The 16,366-nt window shown below is 50.3% G+C and carries 25 protein-coding genes; 23 read left to right on the forward strand and 2 right to left on the reverse strand.

The features are described 5' to 3' along the window. Positions 1-20: 20 nt before the first annotated feature. The 20 genes from rpmD (at position 21) to VFK44_11700 (ending at position 12,590) form a co-directional block, all read left to right on the forward strand. A complete protein-coding gene (rpmD, locus tag VFK44_11605; protein HET7629006.1) occupies positions 21-209 on the forward strand; it encodes a 50S ribosomal protein L30 in 189 nt (62 codons plus the stop codon). A gap of 13 nt (positions 210-222) precedes the next feature. Further along, positions 223-663 (forward strand): 50S ribosomal protein L15, encoded by a 441-nt coding sequence (rplO, locus tag VFK44_11610; GenBank protein HET7629007.1) that lies wholly within the window; start codon positions 223-225, stop codon positions 661-663. After that, positions 663-1,958: a preprotein translocase subunit SecY gene (gene secY / locus VFK44_11615; GenBank protein HET7629008.1), complete on the forward strand. Its 1,296-nt coding sequence runs from the start codon at positions 663-665 to the stop codon at positions 1,956-1,958. The genes rplO and secY overlap by 1 nt, the downstream gene beginning before the upstream one ends. Positions 1,959-2,016: 58 nt before the next feature. Beyond that, positions 2,017-2,658, forward strand: coding sequence for an adenylate kinase (locus VFK44_11620; protein ID HET7629009.1), 642 nt, complete (start codon positions 2,017-2,019; stop codon positions 2,656-2,658). 107 nt (positions 2,659-2,765) lie between these two features. Continuing rightward, complete coding sequence (locus tag VFK44_11625) at positions 2,766-3,059, forward strand: KOW domain-containing RNA-binding protein (protein ID HET7629010.1); 294 nt, start codon at positions 2,766-2,768, stop codon at positions 3,057-3,059. Between the two features lie 18 nt (positions 3,060-3,077). Beyond that, positions 3,078-3,296, forward strand: coding sequence for a translation initiation factor IF-1 (infA, locus tag VFK44_11630; protein HET7629011.1), 219 nt, complete (start codon positions 3,078-3,080; stop codon positions 3,294-3,296). Between the two features lie 84 nt (positions 3,297-3,380). Beyond that, on the forward strand, positions 3,381-3,494 hold the full coding sequence (rpmJ, locus tag VFK44_11635) for a 50S ribosomal protein L36 (protein HET7629012.1): 114 nt from the start codon (positions 3,381-3,383) through the stop codon (positions 3,492-3,494). Between the two features lie 18 nt (positions 3,495-3,512). Further along, on the forward strand, positions 3,513-3,878 hold the full coding sequence (gene rpsM / locus VFK44_11640) for a 30S ribosomal protein S13 (GenBank protein ID HET7629013.1): 366 nt from the start codon (positions 3,513-3,515) through the stop codon (positions 3,876-3,878). A 22-nt stretch (positions 3,879-3,900) separates the two neighbouring features. Further along, on the forward strand, positions 3,901-4,299 hold the full coding sequence (rpsK, locus tag VFK44_11645) for a 30S ribosomal protein S11 (GenBank protein HET7629014.1): 399 nt from the start codon (positions 3,901-3,903) through the stop codon (positions 4,297-4,299). A gap of 125 nt (positions 4,300-4,424) precedes the next feature. Then, complete coding sequence (locus VFK44_11650; protein ID HET7629015.1) at positions 4,425-5,369, forward strand: DNA-directed RNA polymerase subunit alpha; 945 nt, start codon at positions 4,425-4,427, stop codon at positions 5,367-5,369. A gap of 88 nt (positions 5,370-5,457) precedes the next feature. Next, positions 5,458-5,820: a 50S ribosomal protein L17 gene (gene rplQ / locus VFK44_11655; protein ID HET7629016.1), complete on the forward strand. Its 363-nt coding sequence runs from the start codon at positions 5,458-5,460 to the stop codon at positions 5,818-5,820. Positions 5,821-5,925: 105 nt separating this feature from the next. After that, positions 5,926-6,768 (forward strand): energy-coupling factor ABC transporter ATP-binding protein, encoded by an 843-nt coding sequence (locus VFK44_11660; protein HET7629017.1) that lies wholly within the window; start codon positions 5,926-5,928, stop codon positions 6,766-6,768. Beyond that, positions 6,744-7,616, forward strand: a complete 873-nt coding sequence (locus VFK44_11665) for an energy-coupling factor ABC transporter ATP-binding protein (GenBank protein HET7629018.1) — start codon at positions 6,744-6,746, stop codon at positions 7,614-7,616. The genes VFK44_11660 and VFK44_11665 overlap by 25 nt, the downstream gene beginning before the upstream one ends. Then, positions 7,613-8,407, forward strand: a complete 795-nt coding sequence (locus tag VFK44_11670) for an energy-coupling factor transporter transmembrane protein EcfT (GenBank protein ID HET7629019.1) — start codon at positions 7,613-7,615, stop codon at positions 8,405-8,407. The genes VFK44_11665 and VFK44_11670 overlap by 4 nt, the downstream gene beginning before the upstream one ends. 19 nt (positions 8,408-8,426) lie before the next feature. Further along, positions 8,427-9,170, forward strand: a complete 744-nt coding sequence (truA, locus tag VFK44_11675; GenBank protein HET7629020.1) for a tRNA pseudouridine(38-40) synthase TruA — start codon at positions 8,427-8,429, stop codon at positions 9,168-9,170. A gap of 99 nt (positions 9,171-9,269) precedes the next feature. After that, complete coding sequence (rplM, locus tag VFK44_11680) at positions 9,270-9,707, forward strand: 50S ribosomal protein L13 (GenBank protein ID HET7629021.1); 438 nt, start codon at positions 9,270-9,272, stop codon at positions 9,705-9,707. A gap of 16 nt (positions 9,708-9,723) precedes the next feature. Next, positions 9,724-10,116 carry a 30S ribosomal protein S9 gene (rpsI, locus tag VFK44_11685; GenBank protein ID HET7629022.1) on the forward strand — a complete coding sequence of 131 codons (393 nt, stop codon included), beginning with the start codon at positions 9,724-9,726 and terminating at the stop codon, positions 10,114-10,116. 121 nt (positions 10,117-10,237) lie between these two features. Then, positions 10,238-10,681, forward strand: a complete 444-nt coding sequence (locus tag VFK44_11690) for a DUF2521 family protein (protein ID HET7629023.1) — start codon at positions 10,238-10,240, stop codon at positions 10,679-10,681. Between the two features lie 57 nt (positions 10,682-10,738). Beyond that, on the forward strand, positions 10,739-11,461 hold the full coding sequence (gene cwlD / locus VFK44_11695; GenBank protein ID HET7629024.1) for an N-acetylmuramoyl-L-alanine amidase CwlD: 723 nt from the start codon (positions 10,739-10,741) through the stop codon (positions 11,459-11,461). A gap of 73 nt (positions 11,462-11,534) precedes the next feature. Further along, on the forward strand, positions 11,535-12,590 hold the full coding sequence (locus VFK44_11700) for an Mrp/NBP35 family ATP-binding protein (GenBank protein HET7629025.1): 1,056 nt from the start codon (positions 11,535-11,537) through the stop codon (positions 12,588-12,590). Between the two features lie 45 nt (positions 12,591-12,635). Here VFK44_11700 and gerD read toward each other — a convergent pair whose 3' ends face one another. After that, positions 12,636-13,280, reverse strand: coding sequence for a spore germination lipoprotein GerD (gene gerD, locus VFK44_11705; GenBank protein ID HET7629026.1), 645 nt, complete (start codon positions 13,278-13,280; stop codon positions 12,636-12,638). A 155-nt stretch (positions 13,281-13,435) separates the two neighbouring features. On the opposite strand from gerD, the gene VFK44_11710 reads away from it, so the two are divergent. Next, the gene (locus VFK44_11710) at positions 13,436-14,029 is read left to right on the forward strand and encodes a KinB-signaling pathway activation protein (GenBank protein ID HET7629027.1); all 594 of its coding nucleotides are present in this window, start codon (positions 13,436-13,438) and stop codon (positions 14,027-14,029) included. Positions 14,030-14,089: 60 nt separating this feature from the next. Here VFK44_11710 and VFK44_11715 read toward each other — a convergent pair whose 3' ends face one another. Continuing rightward, the gene (locus VFK44_11715; protein ID HET7629028.1) at positions 14,090-14,851 is read right to left on the reverse strand and encodes a polysaccharide deacetylase family protein; all 762 of its coding nucleotides are present in this window, start codon (positions 14,849-14,851) and stop codon (positions 14,090-14,092) included. A gap of 109 nt (positions 14,852-14,960) precedes the next feature. Between VFK44_11715 and VFK44_11720 the strand changes: the two genes are divergently transcribed. Continuing rightward, positions 14,961-15,173, forward strand: coding sequence for a hypothetical protein (locus VFK44_11720; GenBank protein HET7629029.1), 213 nt, complete (start codon positions 14,961-14,963; stop codon positions 15,171-15,173). Between the two features lie 10 nt (positions 15,174-15,183). Next, positions 15,184-15,915, forward strand: coding sequence for an HAD family hydrolase (locus tag VFK44_11725; protein HET7629030.1), 732 nt, complete (start codon positions 15,184-15,186; stop codon positions 15,913-15,915). The last annotated feature ends 451 nt before the right edge of the window (positions 15,916-16,366 follow it).

Genomic DNA, 16,366 nt, shown 5'->3' on the forward strand with positions numbered 1-16,366 from the left:
AAGATGAAGGAGGGAATGAGATGGCCAAACAATTAGAAATCACCCTCACCCGCAGCGTCATCGGACGTCCTCAAACGCAACGCGATGTTGTCAAAGCGTTGGGCTTGAGAAAGATCCGTCAACAAGTCGTGCGGCAAGACACACCCGCGGTTCGCGGAATGGTTAACAAGGTATCTCATCTTGTGACGGTGAAGGAAATTTCAGGTTAAGGAGGTGCCGTAAATGAAACTGCATGAATTGCATCCTGCGAAAGGATCTCGCAAGAACAGGAAGCGTGTCGGACGTGGAAACGGTTCGGGACTCGGAAAAACGTCCGGCCGTGGTCAAAAAGGACAAAATTCCCGTTCCGGAGGCGGCGTGCGCCCTGGATTCGAAGGCGGTCAAATGCCTTTGATCAAGCGCTTGCCGAAAAGAGGCTTCAAAAACCCAACGAGAAAAGAATATGCAACGGTGAATGTCGAGGCGCTCAACCGTTTTGACGAAGGAACGGAGGTCACCCCGGAATTGCTGCTGGAGACGCGCCTTGTAAGAAAGCTGAAAGACGGGATCAAAATTCTCGGCGACGGCGAACTTAAAGTGTCTCTGACGGTAAAAGCCCACAAGTTCTCGGCTTCAGCGAAAGAAGCCATTGAAAACGCGGGCGGAAAACCCGAGGTGGTTTAATGTTCCAGACAATCTCGAACATTTTTCGAATCCCGGACTTGCGCAACAAAGTGATTTACACACTTCTTGCGCTTGTCGTCTTTCGGATCGGAAGTTTCGTTCCGGTACCGGGAGTAAATGCGGAAGCATTAAATTTTCAAGATCAGAACAACGTGTTCGGAATCATTAACACGTTCGGAGGCGGCGCCCTGCAAAATTTCTCGATTTTTGCAATGGGCATCATGCCTTACATCACCGCCTCGATCATCGTTCAGCTGCTGCAGATGGATGTCGTGCCGAAATTTACGGAGTGGTCGAAACAGGGGGAAATGGGCCGGCGTAAGTTGACGCAAGTGACGCGTTACGCCACCGTCGGGCTCGGTTTTATTCAAGCGATCGGTCTTTCGATCGGATTCAACAACATGTTCCGCGGGTTGATCCCGAACCCTACGATCTGGAAGTACTTGTTGATTGCGCTTGTATTGACTGCAGGAACGACATACTTGATGTGGCTGGGTGAACAAATTACGGCGAATGGGATCGGGAACGGCATCTCGATTTTGATCTTCGCCGGTATCGTAGCCCGTATTCCATCCATGGTAAACCAGGTTTATGCGACCAAAATTCAAGGAGCCGAAGGCAACTTGTTCTTGTCGTTCGTCGTCATCGGCTTGCTCTTGCTGGTCACGGTTGCCGTGGTTGTCGGGATCATTTTTGTTCAACAAGGGTTGCGCAAGATCCCGATCCAGTATGCGAAAAGGGTCGTCGGCCATAACAAATCGGTTGGCGGAGAGGCAACGCACTTGCCGATCAAGGTAAACGCCGCCGGCGTAATCCCGGTTATTTTTGCCATTTCGTTAATGATTACGCCGAGAACCATTGCCAGTTTCTTTTCGCCGAACGCGGTCACGAATTGGATCGAAAACGTCTTTAACTATACGACCGTCTCCGGCATGGTGGTTTATGCCTTACTGATCATTGCCTTTACGTATTTTTACACGTTTGTTCAAGTAAATCCTGAACAAATGGCCGATAATTTAAGAAAACAAGGGGGATACATCCCCGGAATCCGACCCGGCAACAATACGCTAACGTACATCACGAGGATTCTCTATCGACTCACTGCGGTCGGCTCACTTTTCTTGGCCGTCGTGGCGATTTTGCCGATGTTGTTCATCAATATCGCGCAATTGCCGGCATCGGTCCGAATCGGAGGAACGAGTCTTTTGATCGTCGTCGGCGTTGCCCTCGATTCAATGAAACAAATCGAGAGCCAGCTGATTAAACGACACTATAAAGGTTTTATCAAACGCTAGGTCGACCTCTTCGTCGCTTAGGCGTGCGATAACGTGAGTGAAAGATAGGAGAGGTAGAATGAATCTTATTTTGATGGGATTGCCGGGTGCCGGAAAAGGTACGCAGGCGGAAATGATCACATCCGAATTCGGCATTCCTCACATTTCGACGGGCGATATGTTTCGGGCCGCGATCAAGGAAGAAACGGCCCTCGGATTGAAGGCGAAGTCGTTTATGGACGCCGGCGAACTCGTACCGGATGAGGTAACGGTGGGTATCGTAAAGGAACGTTTAGGTAAGGATGATTGCAAGGAAGGCTTCTTGCTTGACGGGTTTCCTCGTACGATTGAACAGGCCGAAGCGCTTGAGCAAATTTTAGCGGATGACGGACGCGGGTTGGATTACGTCTTGTATATTGACGTAAAGGAAGAAAATCTTCTGAAACGCCTGTCCGGACGCAGGATTTGTCAAGATTGCGGAGCCACCTATCACGTGATATTCAATCCCCCGAGCGCAGAGGGGATTTGCGATAAATGCGGCGGAGCGTTGTACCAACGCGAAGACGATCAAAAGGAAACGGTGAAAAACCGTTTGCAGGTAAACAACAAACAGTTGCAGCCCTTGCTCGATTTTTATAAAAAACGCGGGTTGCTGCACAGCGTGAACGGCGATCGTGAAATCAAGGCCGTGTTTTCCGGCATTCGTCAACTCATCGGTTGACCATCCGCTGTTGCCGGGTGAATGATTGGACAGCGGCCGAACGGCGTGGTAAAATGTGTGCGCCACTTTTATGGATAGGCACAATCTGAAAATGAAGGTGATGTCTGTTGAGCGATCCGGATCCGTCTCCGAGGGTCGGACAACTCGTCAAAATCCTTAGGGGAAAAGATGCCGGTCAATATAGTGTGATTGTTGAGGTCCTCAGCGAACGATTCGTTCGGATTGCTGACGGTGATCAACGAAAATATGATCGGGCCAAGAAAAAGAACGTCATCCATCTTGAGTTGCTGGACTTTATTTCTCCGGAAATCACCCGAAGTATGTCAGAAGCGGGGCGCGTGACGAACGGCAAACTGCGTTTCGCGATTGCGAAATTTTTGGAGCAACAAGCTATTGATTAGGAAAGGAGACCAGAGTCGATGGCAAAAGAAGATGTCATTGAGGTAGAAGGTACGGTCATTGATCCTTTGCCGAATGCGATGTTTCGTGTAGAACTCGAAAACGGCCATAAAATTTTGGCTCACGTCTCGGGAAAAATTCGCATGCACTACATTCGTATATTGCCGGGGGATAAAGTTACGGTTGAACTGTCTCCGTACGACTTGTCCCGGGGTCGCATTACGTATCGCTACAAGTAATCCGACTTCATCGCCGAGCCTCCTGCGGCATGGGGGGCACGCATGGCAATGTGCGGAGAGTCCGAGCTTAAGGAGGTAATCGCAATGAAAGTGAGAGCGTCGGTCAAACCGATTTGTGAAAAATGCAAGGTCATTCGTCGTAAAGGCATTGTAATGGTGATTTGTGAAAACCCGAAGCATAAGCAAAAGCAAGGGTAAACTTAAGGAGGTGCAAGCATGGCACGTATTGCAGGTGTTGATATTCCGAGAGACAAACGGGTAGTCATTTCGCTCACTTACATTTATGGGATTGGCAAACCGATGTCTCAAAAAATATTGAAAGAAGCCGGCGTTTCCGAAGATACGCGTGTTCGTGATTTGACGGAAGAAGAGCTCGGACGCATTCGCGAAGTAATCAACCAGTACAAAGTGGAAGGGGATCTTCGCCGAGAAGTCCGCATGAACATCAAGCGTCTCATCGAGATCGGATCTTACCGCGGATTGCGTCATCGTCGCGGATTGCCGACTCGCGGACAACATACGAAAAACAACTCCCGTACGCGCAAAGGTCCGCGCCGTACGATTGCGAATAAGAAAAAATAACAAGTGAGGAGGTCGAAAAGGCATGGCAAAACAGCAACGTAACACGAAATCGAGAAAACGCCGCGTGCGTAAAAATATTGAAAGCGGCATCGCTCACATCCGTTCAACGTTTAACAATACGATCGTGACGATCACCGATACGCAAGGAAATGCTGTTTCCTGGGCAAGCGCCGGTGGACTCGGATTCAAAGGATCCCGGAAATCGACGCCGTTTGCCGCGCAAACGGCAGCGGAAGCCGCAGGCAAAACAGCAATGGAACACGGAATGAAAACGGTCGAAGTTTCCGTCAAAGGCCCGGGTGCCGGACGTGAAGCCGCCATTCGTTCGCTGCAAGCGACCGGATTGGAAGTCACGGCCATTCGTGATGTAACTCCGGTTCCTCATAACGGATGTCGACCGCCCAAACGCCGTCGTGTCTGATTGCGGCACTCGTATACCCGCACAACTTGCTGTCCATAATGGTTACGGGTGTTCGTTAGGTGAATTTCGGTCGGGACCACAGGCTTCTGACCGGGATTTTGACGTTTTCAAGGAGGGTTTGTGGAATGATCGAAATCGAAAAACCAAAAATTGAAACGGTTGAAACGAGCGATGATGCCTCCTACGGGAAATTTGTTGTTGAACCGCTCGAACGTGGATACGGAACGACTCTCGGGAATTCGCTTCGCCGCATATTGCTCTCTTCCTTACCGGGAGCTGCGGTAACGGCGGTTCAATTTGACAATGTTCTTCATGAGTTTTCAACGATTGACGGCGTTAGGGAAGATGTCACGGCGATCATCTTGAATATCAAGAATCTTGCCATGAAGATTTATTCCGACGAGGAAAAAACGTTGGAGATCGACGTGCAGGGCGAAGGCGAGGTCACGGCAGCGGACATCATTCACGACAGTGATGTTGAAGTTTTGAATCCGGATCTCCATATTGCGACATTGTCGAAAAATGCTCATCTTCATATGAGAATTACGGCAAAACGCGGCCGCGGTTACGTTCCTGCAGAGGCTAACAAGCATGATGATCAGCCGATTGGAATCATTCCCGTTGATTCCATTTACACACCGGTTACCCGTGTGAATTATCAAGTGGAGAACACCCGTGTCGGCCAGGTCACCAACTTTGATAAACTAACCCTCGATGTATGGACCGACGGAAGCATTCAACCGGAGGAAGCTGTTTCACTCGGAGCGAAAATTTTGACCGAGCATTTGAATATCTTCGTCGGCTTAACCGACCAAGCACAAAAAGCGGAAATTATGATCGAGAAAGAAGAAGACCAGAAAGAAAAAGTTCTTGAAATGACGATCGAAGAACTCGATCTTTCCGTGCGTTCTTACAATTGTTTGAAGCGAGCCGGGATCAACACGGTTCACGAACTTGCGCAAAAGTCGGAAGAAGACATGATGAAGGTGCGGAATCTCGGACGGAAATCCCTTGAAGAAGTGCAGGAGAAACTTCATGAACTGGGATTGGGGCTGCGTCAAGAAGACTAGGACGCTATCATTTGGCACCTGTTCAGTTTGCGAAGACGCATTTCTCGGCAACCGCATGGGAATTGATTAGACGAAGGGAGGACTTATCGTGGCATATGCAAAATTAGGACGCGACAAAGCGGCAAGACGTGCGCTGTTTCGCGATTTAGCAACGGACTTGATCATTAACGAACGGATCGAAACGACGGTGGCGAAAGCGAAAGAACTTCGTCCGATCGCCGAAAAAATGGTGACTCTCGCCAAGCGTGGAGACTTGCATGCCCGCCGTCAGGCAGCAGCATTTATTCGCAAAGAAATCGCCAACGAGGAAACGAAGCAAGACGCGGTTCAAAAGTTATTCAGCGAGATCGGCCCGCGTTACGAAGATCGTCAGGGCGGTTACACGCGTGTACTGAAGCTCGGCCCTCGCAAAGGCGATGCGGCGGAAATGGCTGTTATTGAATTCGTATAGGTCTGGTGAGCAAAAGGGCGGAACGGAACCGCCTTTTTTTGCATGGGAAGAAAGGATGGCTTTTGCGGCCGATATCGTAATGTGGCTACGTTTGGGGTGTGCGGCATGGAAAAACGCTTGATTGATGTCGATCAGCTTTCGTTTCGTTATCACCACGAAGACGAGTGGGTGATACGGGAGGTTGATCTGTCGGTTTACGAAGGAGAGTGGCTGGCGATTGTCGGACATAACGGTTCCGGTAAATCGACGCTGGCAAAGTTGTTGAACGGTTTGTTGCAACCGGATAAAGGATCGGTGACGGTCGAAGGCTTCAAAACCACGGACGACGATGGGCTTTGGGAAGTGCGGAGGCGTGTCGGTCTCGTCTTTCAAAACCCCGACAATCAATTTGTCGGGACGACGGTCCGCGATGACATTGCCTTCGGCATGGAAAACCGCGGCATCCCGCGTGAGGAAATGCTTCGCCGGATCGACGAAGCGATCGAGAAGGTCAACATGCGCGACTTTTTGATGAAAGAACCGCATCGGCTTTCCGGAGGTCAAAAACAGCGAGTCGCGATCGCGGGCATATTAGCCGTGCGTCCTTCTATCGTCATTTTGGATGAAGCCACTTCGATGCTTGATCCGAAAGGGAGAATGGAAGTATTGGAAACGGTTCGCGAACTGAACCGCAATGAGAACATCACGATTTTGTCGATCACCCACGATTTAAGCGAGGTTTTGAAAGCCGACCGGATCTGTGTCATGAATGAAGGGGAAATGATCGCTTCCGGTTCTCCCCGGGACATCTTTCAAAGAGAAGAACAATTGCAGCAGATCGGTTTGGACGTACCGTTTCCCATTCATTTGCGGAACCGTTTGATTCAAAAAGGGATTCCCGTTTCGAAACAGGCGATAACCGAAGAGGAACTGGTGGAGGAATTATGGACATTACGTTCAAGCAATTAGCGCATCGATACGGTGTCGGAACGCCGTTTGAGCATGAAGCTTTGCGAGAGATTGATCTTTCGATTCCTTCGGGAACCTACGTCGCCTTCGTCGGGCACACAGGTTCCGGGAAATCTACGTTGGTTCAACACATCAACGGCCTTTTACAGCCGACATCGGGTTCCATCACCGTCGGTGATTTCACGATACGGGCGGGAGAAAAGCAAAAACGGCTGAAAGCGTTACGCAGCAAAGTCGGCATGGTGTTTCAATATCCGGAACATCAGTTGTTCGAGGAAACCGTGGAAAAAGACGTTTGTTACGGGCCGCTGAATTTCGGGGATACAAAGGAAGAAGCGGTGAAAAAAGCGCATAAAGCGATCGAAATGGTCGGTCTCGACCGTTCGTTGCTTGATCAGCCGCCGTTTGAGTTGAGCGGCGGCCAGATGAGGCGTGTCGCCATCGCCGGGGTGCTGGCAATGGAGCCGGAAGTGCTCATCCTCGATGAGCCGACGGCGGGTTTGGATCCACGCGGGCAGCGCGAGATCATGGAGATGTTTGCGGCTTTGCATCGCGACAAGCGATTAACGACGATTCTCGTCAGTCACAGCATGGAGGACGTTGCGTCCTATGCTGATCATGTAGTCGTTATGAAAGAAGGTTCGATCTATCGGCAAGGGGCTCCGGAGTGTATTTTTTCACAACCCGAAGAGCTGCAATCTCTAGGGCTTGATGTTCCCGAATCGACGAGGTTCATTCAGAAGCTGGAAGCCCGCTTTGGCATGCGCTTGCCGAAAGATCGGTTTTCCATCGAAGAAACGGCCGACTTGATCGAGCAGCTTTGGCGCGGGGAGGCGGTCGGAGAATGAATTCGCTTATCATCGGTCAATACGTACCCGGGCAATCAGTCATACACCGGCTCGATCCGAGAGCGAAACTCGTTGCCGTCATGTTGTTTGTGTTGATTGTTTTTCTCGCAGACAATGTATGGTCTTATGGTTTGCTCGCCGTTTTCACGATGGTTTCCGTGGCGCTTTCCAAGGTTCCGTTTCCGTACTTATACAAAGGGTTGCGGCCGATTGTTTGGATCGTGCTGCTGACGTTTTTCTTGCATGTGTTCATGACTCATGAAGGGGAACTGCTTTTTCATTGGGGCATCATTCGCATTTACGAAGGCGGCATTATTCGCGGCCTGTTCATTTCCATGCGAATTTTGTTTCTCATCCTTGTCACGACATTGTTGACGTTGACAACAACGCCGATTGACATCACCGACGGGATGGAAGATCTGCTTGCCCCTTTTAAAAAAGTGCGTTTGCCGGTTCACGAGTTTGCTTTAATGATATCGATTGCTTTGCGATTTATTCCTACATTATTGGAGGAAACGGAAAAAATCATGAAAGCCCAGCAAGCGCGGGGAACGGATTTTTCGGCGGGATCGTTGAAAGAACGCGTGCGCGCTTTCGTTCCGTTGCTCGTTCCGTTGTTCATAAGCGCATTCAAACGTGCCGAGGACCTTGCTCTGGCGATGGAAGCGCGCGGTTACCGCGGCGGCGAAGGAAGGACGCGTATTCGGCTTTTGCGCTGGGAATTGCGCGATACGCTCGTTCTCGCGGTACTCTTCGTTTTGACGGTTGCGCTGATCGGCTTGCGCTTTTGATGAAAGGGCGTGAATACGGTTGATACGCATGTTATGCAAAACCGCTTATGACGGTACGGAATACTCAGGTTGGCAAGTCCAGCCGAACGCTCGGACGGTGCAAGCGGAAATTGAATCCGCGCTTGCACGCATTCATAAAGGACGGTCCGTTCGCATTCACGGTTCGGGAAGAACGGATGCACATGTTCATGCACACGGACAAATGTTTCATTTTGATACGGAGTTGGACATTCCCGCTGAGGGTTGGCGCAGGGCATTGAACGCAGGGCTTCCCGATGATGTGCTGATTCGCTCCGTTGTGCCTGTAGATCCGCAATTTCATGCCCGATTCGATGTGAAGAAGAAAGAATACCGTTACCGTGTGCTTCTCGCGCCGGAGGCCGACGTCTTTCGCCGCCGTTATACGTTATACATGCCGCATAAGCTTGATGTCGAGCGAATGAGACAAGCGGGGGTTTCGTTGGTCGGCACGCATGATTTTTCGTCGTTTTGCGCAGCGAATGCGTCGGCCGCCGATAAAATTCGCACGCTTTTTGCCGTTGACGTTATCGAAAACGGCGACGAGTTGATGTTTCGCCTGCAAGGCAACGGGTTTCTGTATCAGATGGTGCGGATTATCGTCGGCACATTACTTGAGGTTGGAACGGGAAGGCGCGAGCCGAACGAGGTAAGCGCCATTCTTCACGGACGTGACCGGACGCTGGCCGGGAAAACCGCCCCGGGTCACGGCTTGTTTTTATGGGAAGTGTCGTATCATTCTTGACATGAGAGATGGTCTGTAATAAGATATAGTTTGGTATTTCTTTTCCACGCCCCGAATGGAATGAAATAGATGAATGCACGCAATAAGGAGGATATCTTCATGCGCACGACTTACATGGCAAAGGCAAGTGAAGTCGAGCGGAAGTGGTACGTGGTTGATGCTGAAGGTCAAACCCTCGGACGCCTCGCTAGTGAGGTGGCGTCGATTTTGCGCGGAAAGCATAAACCGACTTACACTCCGCACGTCGATACCGGTGATCATGTGATCATTGTGAACGCTGAGAAAATTCATTTAACCGGTAAAAAATTGCAAAACAAAAAATACTACCATCACAGCGGCCACCCGGGCGGTTTGAAAGAAAGAACGGCTCTCGAAATGAGAACGACCCGTCCCGTGAAAATGCTCGAATTGACGATCAAAGGCATGCTGCCGCATAACAGCCTCGGCCGCCAAATGGCGAAGAAACTGCACGTATACGCAGGACCGGAACATCGCCACGAGGCGCAAAAACCTGAAGCTTACGAACTTCGCGGATAAAGGAAGGTGACATACTTTGGCTAAAGTACAATATTACGGAACAGGGCGCCGTAAGAAGTCTGTTGCGCGCGTACGCCTCGTTCCCGGCGACGGAAAGATTGTTGTGAACGGCCGTGACATCGAAGAATATTTCAACCTTGAAACGTTGCGCGCGATTGTGAGACAACCGCTCGTTGAAACGGAAACGGTTGGTACTTACGACGTCCTCGTTAACGTTGACGGCGGCGGATACACCGGTCAAGCCGGCGCGATTCGCCACGGCGTGGCCCGCGCATTGCTTGAAGTCGATCCTGACTTCCGCGCTCCGCTTAAGCGCGCAGGCTACTTGACTCGCGACCCGCGTATGAAAGAACGTAAAAAATACGGACTCAAAGGCGCGCGCCGCGCACCTCAGTTCTCGAAACGTTAAAGCCAGTCCTGTTCAAGACCTTAAATCGAATCGATTTAAGGTCTTTTTCATTTGGAAATTTAAATTGCGTGCATGAACCTCTCTGACCTGTCGAAACTAAGGGGAAAAGGAAAGAGAGGGGATGCGATTGAACGTCATCACGTCTTTTACGGAAAAACAACGGCATAAACAAGTGGAATTCGAGCGGAAAGTGTTGCGCGATTTGTCGTTTACCGAAATTGAAAAAACGGTCGAGTTGACGTTTTCGCCGTATTTAAAAACGACTTCGGGCTATCAGTCGCCGCTTGAAGAAGTTTGCGTCGATTACGCGGTGGAAGCTTTTTTGCTCGGGGCCTCTTACAGCCGGCTCGGTTATTACGGGGAGCCGATCGAACAGGTCGAGAAAAAAAGCCGCGAAGCCAAGAAGAAACTCACCGACGACTTGTATGACTATTGGACGTACTGGAGCCACGCCGACGAGCTGATGCTCGAATCGATCTACACCGCTTCGGAATTGTACGTCGATCAATGGTGGCGCAACGGATTCGAAACCGGCGAAAAACGTTACCGGCTTCGCCTTCACTAATCATATTTGTCTCCCTTGTCCCATATATATGTACAAACACACAAGGGGAGACGGCCAGTGAAAGCCTATTGGAAACCGACCGCGATGATTGCAGGGGCACTCATACTTGTTTTCATTATTTTTTATCAAGTGGAGTTTCACGATTCCCATTCCGATTTGTCTTGGAAAACGCCGCTTTCGGGCAAAGTGATTGTGCTTGACGCCGGTCATGGGGGACCGGATGGAGGAGCCGTAGGCAAAGGGGATGTCACGGAGAAAGACATTGCTCTGGCGATCTCCCATCAAGTGAAACATTATTTGCAGCAAGCCGGTGCGCTCGTGCTCATGACGAGAGAAGTCGACAAAGACTTGGCCGATGAAAACAATGAAGACTATAGCCGGCGAAAAACTCGCGATTTGCGGCAAAGGGTCGCTTTCGTGAAACAAACGAAGCCCGATTTGCTCATCAGCATTCATTTAAACGCGATTCCTTCACCAAGGTGGAGAGGGGCGCAGACTTTTTTTGATCCACATATGGCGGATAGCGAAAAGGTGGCCAAATTCATCCAAGATTCTCTTCGCTACCACCTTGAAAACACTGACCGCTATGCAAAAGCGATCAGCAACATATATTTGTTGAAGACGGTCGATGTTCCCGCAGCACTTGTCGAAGTCGGATTTTTGTCCAATCCGGAAGAGACGGATTTACTGAAGACGGAAAACTATCAATATCAGGTGGCCGCGTCGATCTATCAAGGCATCATGCGCTATTACGGCAAAGAACCCGTTCCGGAACAGTAGGAACGGGTTTTGGCGGCTATCTATGTTATACTGTTAACGGAAAAAACAATGGGCTAAAAGGTGGGATGTACCTATGTTGAACGAAGAGACGGTACGCGAGCAACTGAAAAGTGTACAAGACCCTGATTTACATAAAAGCCTCGTCGAAACTGGCGGCATTCGCGAGGTCAAGATCAAAGAAGGTTACGTCGGTTTGAAAATCGCACTCGCGCAAATCAATACTGCCGAACAAATGCAAGTGCAGCAGGAAATTGTCAATAAGCTGAAAAGCGCGGGTGCCGATTCGGTCGGTCTCCGCTTTGAAGCGTTGAGTGAGGAAGAACTCGACAAGTTCGGGGGGATAGCCGAGGAAGAAGAGGATGACGGCTCATTGCTGACGAAAGGCAGCAAGACGACATTCATTGCCGTTGCGAGCGGGAAAGGCGGCGTCGGGAAATCGACGGTGACGGTGAACTTGGCAACCGCGTTGCAGCGGCTCGGGAAGAAAGTCGGGATTGTCGATGCCGACATTTACGGGTTCAGCGTGCCGGACATGATGGGGATCGAAACCCGTCCGCGAGTGGAAGGAAATAAAATTTTCCCTGTCGAGCGTTTCGGCGTCAAAGTGATTTCGATGGGCTTTTTCGTCGAAGACAATTCCCCGGTCATTTGGCGCGGACCGATGCTCGGTAAAATGTTGAACAATTTCTTCAACGAAGTGGAGTGGGGCGACCTCGACTATTTGCTGCTCGATTTGCCCCCGGGTACGGGAGATATGGCGCTCGATGTGCATACGATGCTGCCTTCTTGCAAGGAAATCATCGTGACGACGCCGCACGCAACCGCTGCTTTCGTCGCTGCACGCGCCGGCGCGATGGCTTTGAAGACGGAGCATGAAATTATCGGCGTCGTTGAAAATATGGCTTATTTCGAGAGCGAATTGACCGGGGAAAAAGAGTACGTGTTCGGCAAAGGCGGAGGCGAGAAGCTGAGCGAGGAATTGAACACGGAATTGCTCGGACAAGTTCCGCTTGCGCAGCCGGCCGAGCGGGAGGACGGTACGTTCGCTCCCGGCGTTTACGAGGAAGACGAGCCGATCGGCAAGATTTATCGCGAAATCGCGGAAAAAGTGGCCGCAAAAGCCGAATAGGACGAGAAAAAAGGCCTCTCACGAATGCGAGAGGTCATTTTTTCGTTATTGGGAAGTTTGCTGCTGGCCGCCGCTGCCGCCACCGCCGGATTGTTGTTGCTGTGATTGTGCTTGCTGGCCAGTCGTTCCTTTGTTGACTTCTTCGTTGACGACTTGTCTTAAGATTGAAGCGATGCGTGCCTGAAACAGCGGACTTTGAAACGATTGGGCGATCTCTTTTTGCATTTGTTTCCGGTATTTTTGCGATTTCATGAGCTGCAAAAACTGCTGATCCATTTCGGGACTTTGCAAAATGGTCATCATCATGTCTTGGTATTTCGGGTCCTGCATTAAATCCATCAGCATTTGCTTGTTTTGTTTCATCATCGTCGTTGCTAACTGCTTGGAGAATTTCGGATCTTTCAGCAGTTTTTTCAAATATTTCTTGCCTTCGTCCGACGTGAACGTATCCTCAATCGTTTTTTTTACAAACTCCCTGTCCATCAGCAACTGCGCGCGCATTCCGGGATCGGACAACACGTCGCGAATCGCTTGTTTTCCCTCGTCCGTTTTCAACAGATCGACCATCATTCTTTTCGTCTCCTGATAGTCCATCTGATTCCCTCCTTGGGCGTTCGTAGCCGCGCCAGAGCATCCGGACGGAATCAAGAAAAGAACACTGGCCGCTAACAAGATCAGCCGTGTTTTCATATGAGGTCCTTCCTTTCCAATTCAAATTCCTTATGATTAATATGAGAGGCACGAGCCGCAATTATTCCGCAGTGGGAAAGGGGATCGGTGGTAATTTCGTCCGGCGGTTGGTACAATCATATCGGAATGAATTCGAAGCGTTTGGAGGACCGGATGTGAAGATCAGGAATTGGCTTTTCTTGTTTTTTTCTACGCTTTTGATCGGCGGCGTCATCGGTGCGGTTTTGGGCGTCGCATTCAACTGGTCGCTGTTCACCAGCGGCGGGGCTGTCAATTTTATCATAGGCGTTTTGGAAGTGTTTGGTTTCGGCTGCATGTTCAGCGTCATCAGCCAAATGGGGTTTTTCGCCTATTTGACCGTACACCGTTTCGGGATCGGCATGTTCCGTTCACCTTCATTATGGAACGGCATCCTCGCGGTGTTGACCGCATTTGTGTTGTTCGACTTGTTTTACTTTCGGTTCATCGCTTTTCGCGAACCGGGGGAGTCGCCGCTGCGTTTCATGCTGTTGCCGCTGTTTTTGTTTTTGTACAGCTGGTGGGTTTCCGTGCGCAAACGTAAAGAAACGAACCGGACGGCATTTTTGCCAACGTTGTTTTTCATGGTCGTCGTTACGGTCCTGGAATGGTATTATCCATTAAAAACGAACTCCGACTGGATGTGGATCGTCGGTGCGGTGCTGCTCGCCTGCAACACGTGGCAAGTGTTGGTTTTGCACCGGCTGCTGGGCCAACCGAAACAATCTTGATCGAAAAAAAGCAACCCCGCGGCGGCTTTTCGCACGTGAAAGGTTGCTCTTTTTGTGTCGTTATTTAACAAGCCGGGATTCGGTATGCGCGTTTTGGAGCAAATCGGAAACCGTTTCGAAGGCGTAACCTTCGTCTTTTAAAGCATCAATGAGTGCCGGCAGCGCCTCGGCCGTCAGTTTCGCTGAATCCGAGGCATGCATGCGAATAATCGCGCCCGGGGAGACGTTTTCAGTCACGTTTTCGAGGATTTCTTTCTCGCTTGAGGCTGACACATCGCCGGCATCAACGCTGGAAGCAATGACTGTGTAATGCATCGCCTGAGCGGTGCGCAGCATTTGTTCATTATATTTTTGATTTGGCGGCCGGAAGAGTGTCACGGTTTTTCCGGTCGCTTTTTCAATCGCTTCCCTGGCGAGCATCATGTCGTTTTGAATACTTCGGGCGTCCATGCTGCGGTAATTTTTGTGGCCATAGCCGTGCGAAGCGATTTCATGTCCGCCTTTGACGATTTTCTTGGCCAGGTCCGGGTGGTGTTCGGCCCATGACCCTGATAGGAAAAAAGTGGCGTGCACACCTTCTTCTTTGAGAACTTTTAAGATGGGTACCACAAGTGTATCGCCCCATCCGACATCAAACGTCAGAGCGATTTGCCGTTTGTTTGTCTCGACTTGCGCAACTGCATGAGGTTCCGATTTCGTCGTGGTGAAGGCGAGGTTTTCACGGCTGTTCACCGAGGCGATCGCCGCCGCCAGGAAACCGCATAAGATCACAAGAAAAGTTTGCTTCACCTTCTTGCCGTTAATCACCCAAATCAGATTCACGATGACAAGCCCCCTCTCTTGCCACATTTTATGCCGCCATGGACAAGATATTCATAAATCGTTTTCCTTTCGGCGATACTAGCGGAAGTGAAAGAGGTGATCGTCTTTGTTGGGTGCATTATTTTCCGATAACGAATGCGAAGAACTTGTCTATATGATCAAAAAAGAAATGGAAGAATTGTTGTTCGACCTCGAAGACGAGCGGATCGAAGGCATTGTAAAGAGGGCGATGGAGGAACGGTATCGCTTGATGTTTCGTCTTTTCAGCCGCTTTGCCTCCCCCGAAGAATGCGGACGCTATTTGCGAACGTTCTCAACGTGAATCCTCGTTTATGGGAACGCTTTTCCGGGAATCGCATGTACTAATACGATCGGAAAAGGAATGGGGGGATCATCGCTTGGTTGAGCGAAAACGACGTCATTTCAAAGCGGTTATTTTTCAATTGGAAGAAATCGTCGCGCATACCACCCCGTTCGAGATCGAAGCTTGGATTGACTGCGCGCGGCAACTCGGCATTGCGAACGAGGATCTCGAAGACCGGATTTCGAGATGGGACAGCGTTAAGCTTGCCCGCTGGATGGTCGAAACGGGTGAGGCCCGCGGAATGACTTCGGAAGACTTAATTGAACAAAAAGAGCGTATTTTCCTAGCTTCGCTCGGCCGTCTCACACCAAGGGACGTGTCTCCCGGCATCGCGCCTTTGCTGAAGAATTTGAAGAAAAACGGCATCCGCCTTTCGGCCGCATCCGCGCGTGTGAACGTTTCCGAAGCGATCGAACAGCTGGAAGTCGGAGATTTTTTCAATGACGTGGAAGACGGCGGAGGGGAAGCGGGTTTATTGAATCGAGTGGAAGCCGCTTGCGAGCGTCTCGGTGCGGACGTGCAGGAATGTATTGTGATCATTGATGCGGACGAAGCTCCTTTGGATGGGCGCGAAAGTGAGTGGCTCGTGATCGCCGTCGGGTGCAAAGACCCCGTGGAAGGGGCGGTATGGACGATCGAAAATACCGGTGAATTGACTTACGAAGCATTGAAGGAGATGTACGAAGAAGCGGCACACTGACAGGTGTAAAATGGCAGTTGACATGGTTTTGCGGCCATGTTATATTATTTCATGCGCTGCAAGAGTGACGCATTCGGCGGCCGTACTTCGGACCGCCGCTTTCCATGCGAAAAGCAATTGACATTCTCTTGCCGGCATGCTAAGATAGTCTTCCTGTCGATGAAGGCGGGAGGGCCTTGATTCTTGCTTCGGGACTTTTTAAAAGTATTGACACTACCCGCGGAATCATGGTATATTAGAAAAGTCGCTGTTAGAAAGCGACGACGAAATTCCGACGCGAAACGAGACGTTTTGCGGATGACGAAAATGAAGGAAGTTGTTCCTTGAAAACTGAACAAAAAGCCAAGCGTGACGAGGAAACTCGTCGATTTAGAGATTGGATGTGAGAGGTTGGAGGTTGGATTTCCGGCTTTTCAGTTCTCGCAAAAGATCTCTTCCTTTAATCAAGCAA

This window comes from Bacillales bacterium (genome assembly GCA_035700025.1).
In the GTDB taxonomy this organism is placed as follows: domain Bacteria; phylum Bacillota; class Bacilli; order Bacillales; family DASSOY01; genus DASSOY01.

What these genes read in the sequence shown, in the direction of transcription:
- VFK44_11665 (HET7629018.1), top strand. Translation starts at nt 6,744, where the DNA reads ATGGACATTACGTTCAAGCAATTAGCGCATCGATACGGTGTCGGAACG.
- VFK44_11660 (HET7629017.1), top strand. Translation starts at nt 5,926, where the DNA reads ATGGAAAAACGCTTGATTGATGTCGATCAGCTTTCGTTTCGTTATCAC.
- VFK44_11725 (HET7629030.1), top strand. Translation starts at nt 15,184, where the DNA reads ATGGGAACGCTTTTCCGGGAATCGCATGTACTAATACGATCGGAAAAG.
- rplM (HET7629021.1), top strand. Translation starts at nt 9,270, where the DNA reads ATGCGCACGACTTACATGGCAAAGGCAAGTGAAGTCGAGCGGAAGTGG.
- VFK44_11690 (HET7629023.1), top strand. Translation starts at nt 10,238, where the DNA reads ATGCGATTGAACGTCATCACGTCTTTTACGGAAAAACAACGGCATAAA.
- gerD (HET7629026.1), bottom strand. Translation starts at nt 13,280, where the DNA reads ATGAAAACACGGCTGATCTTGTTAGCGGCCAGTGTTCTTTTCTTGATT.
- rpsK (HET7629014.1), top strand. Translation starts at nt 3,901, where the DNA reads ATGGCAAAACAGCAACGTAACACGAAATCGAGAAAACGCCGCGTGCGT.
- VFK44_11620 (HET7629009.1), top strand. Translation starts at nt 2,017, where the DNA reads ATGAATCTTATTTTGATGGGATTGCCGGGTGCCGGAAAAGGTACGCAG.
- rpsM (HET7629013.1), top strand. Translation starts at nt 3,513, where the DNA reads ATGGCACGTATTGCAGGTGTTGATATTCCGAGAGACAAACGGGTAGTC.
- secY (HET7629008.1), top strand. Translation starts at nt 663, where the DNA reads ATGTTCCAGACAATCTCGAACATTTTTCGAATCCCGGACTTGCGCAAC.
- rpmJ (HET7629012.1), top strand. Translation starts at nt 3,381, where the DNA reads ATGAAAGTGAGAGCGTCGGTCAAACCGATTTGTGAAAAATGCAAGGTC.
- VFK44_11670 (HET7629019.1), top strand. Translation starts at nt 7,613, where the DNA reads ATGAATTCGCTTATCATCGGTCAATACGTACCCGGGCAATCAGTCATA.
- rpmD (HET7629006.1), top strand. Translation starts at nt 21, where the DNA reads ATGGCCAAACAATTAGAAATCACCCTCACCCGCAGCGTCATCGGACGT.
- infA (HET7629011.1), top strand. Translation starts at nt 3,078, where the DNA reads ATGGCAAAAGAAGATGTCATTGAGGTAGAAGGTACGGTCATTGATCCT.
- rplO (HET7629007.1), top strand. Translation starts at nt 223, where the DNA reads ATGAAACTGCATGAATTGCATCCTGCGAAAGGATCTCGCAAGAACAGG.
- VFK44_11700 (HET7629025.1), top strand. Translation starts at nt 11,535, where the DNA reads ATGTTGAACGAAGAGACGGTACGCGAGCAACTGAAAAGTGTACAAGAC.
- VFK44_11650 (HET7629015.1), top strand. Translation starts at nt 4,425, where the DNA reads ATGATCGAAATCGAAAAACCAAAAATTGAAACGGTTGAAACGAGCGAT.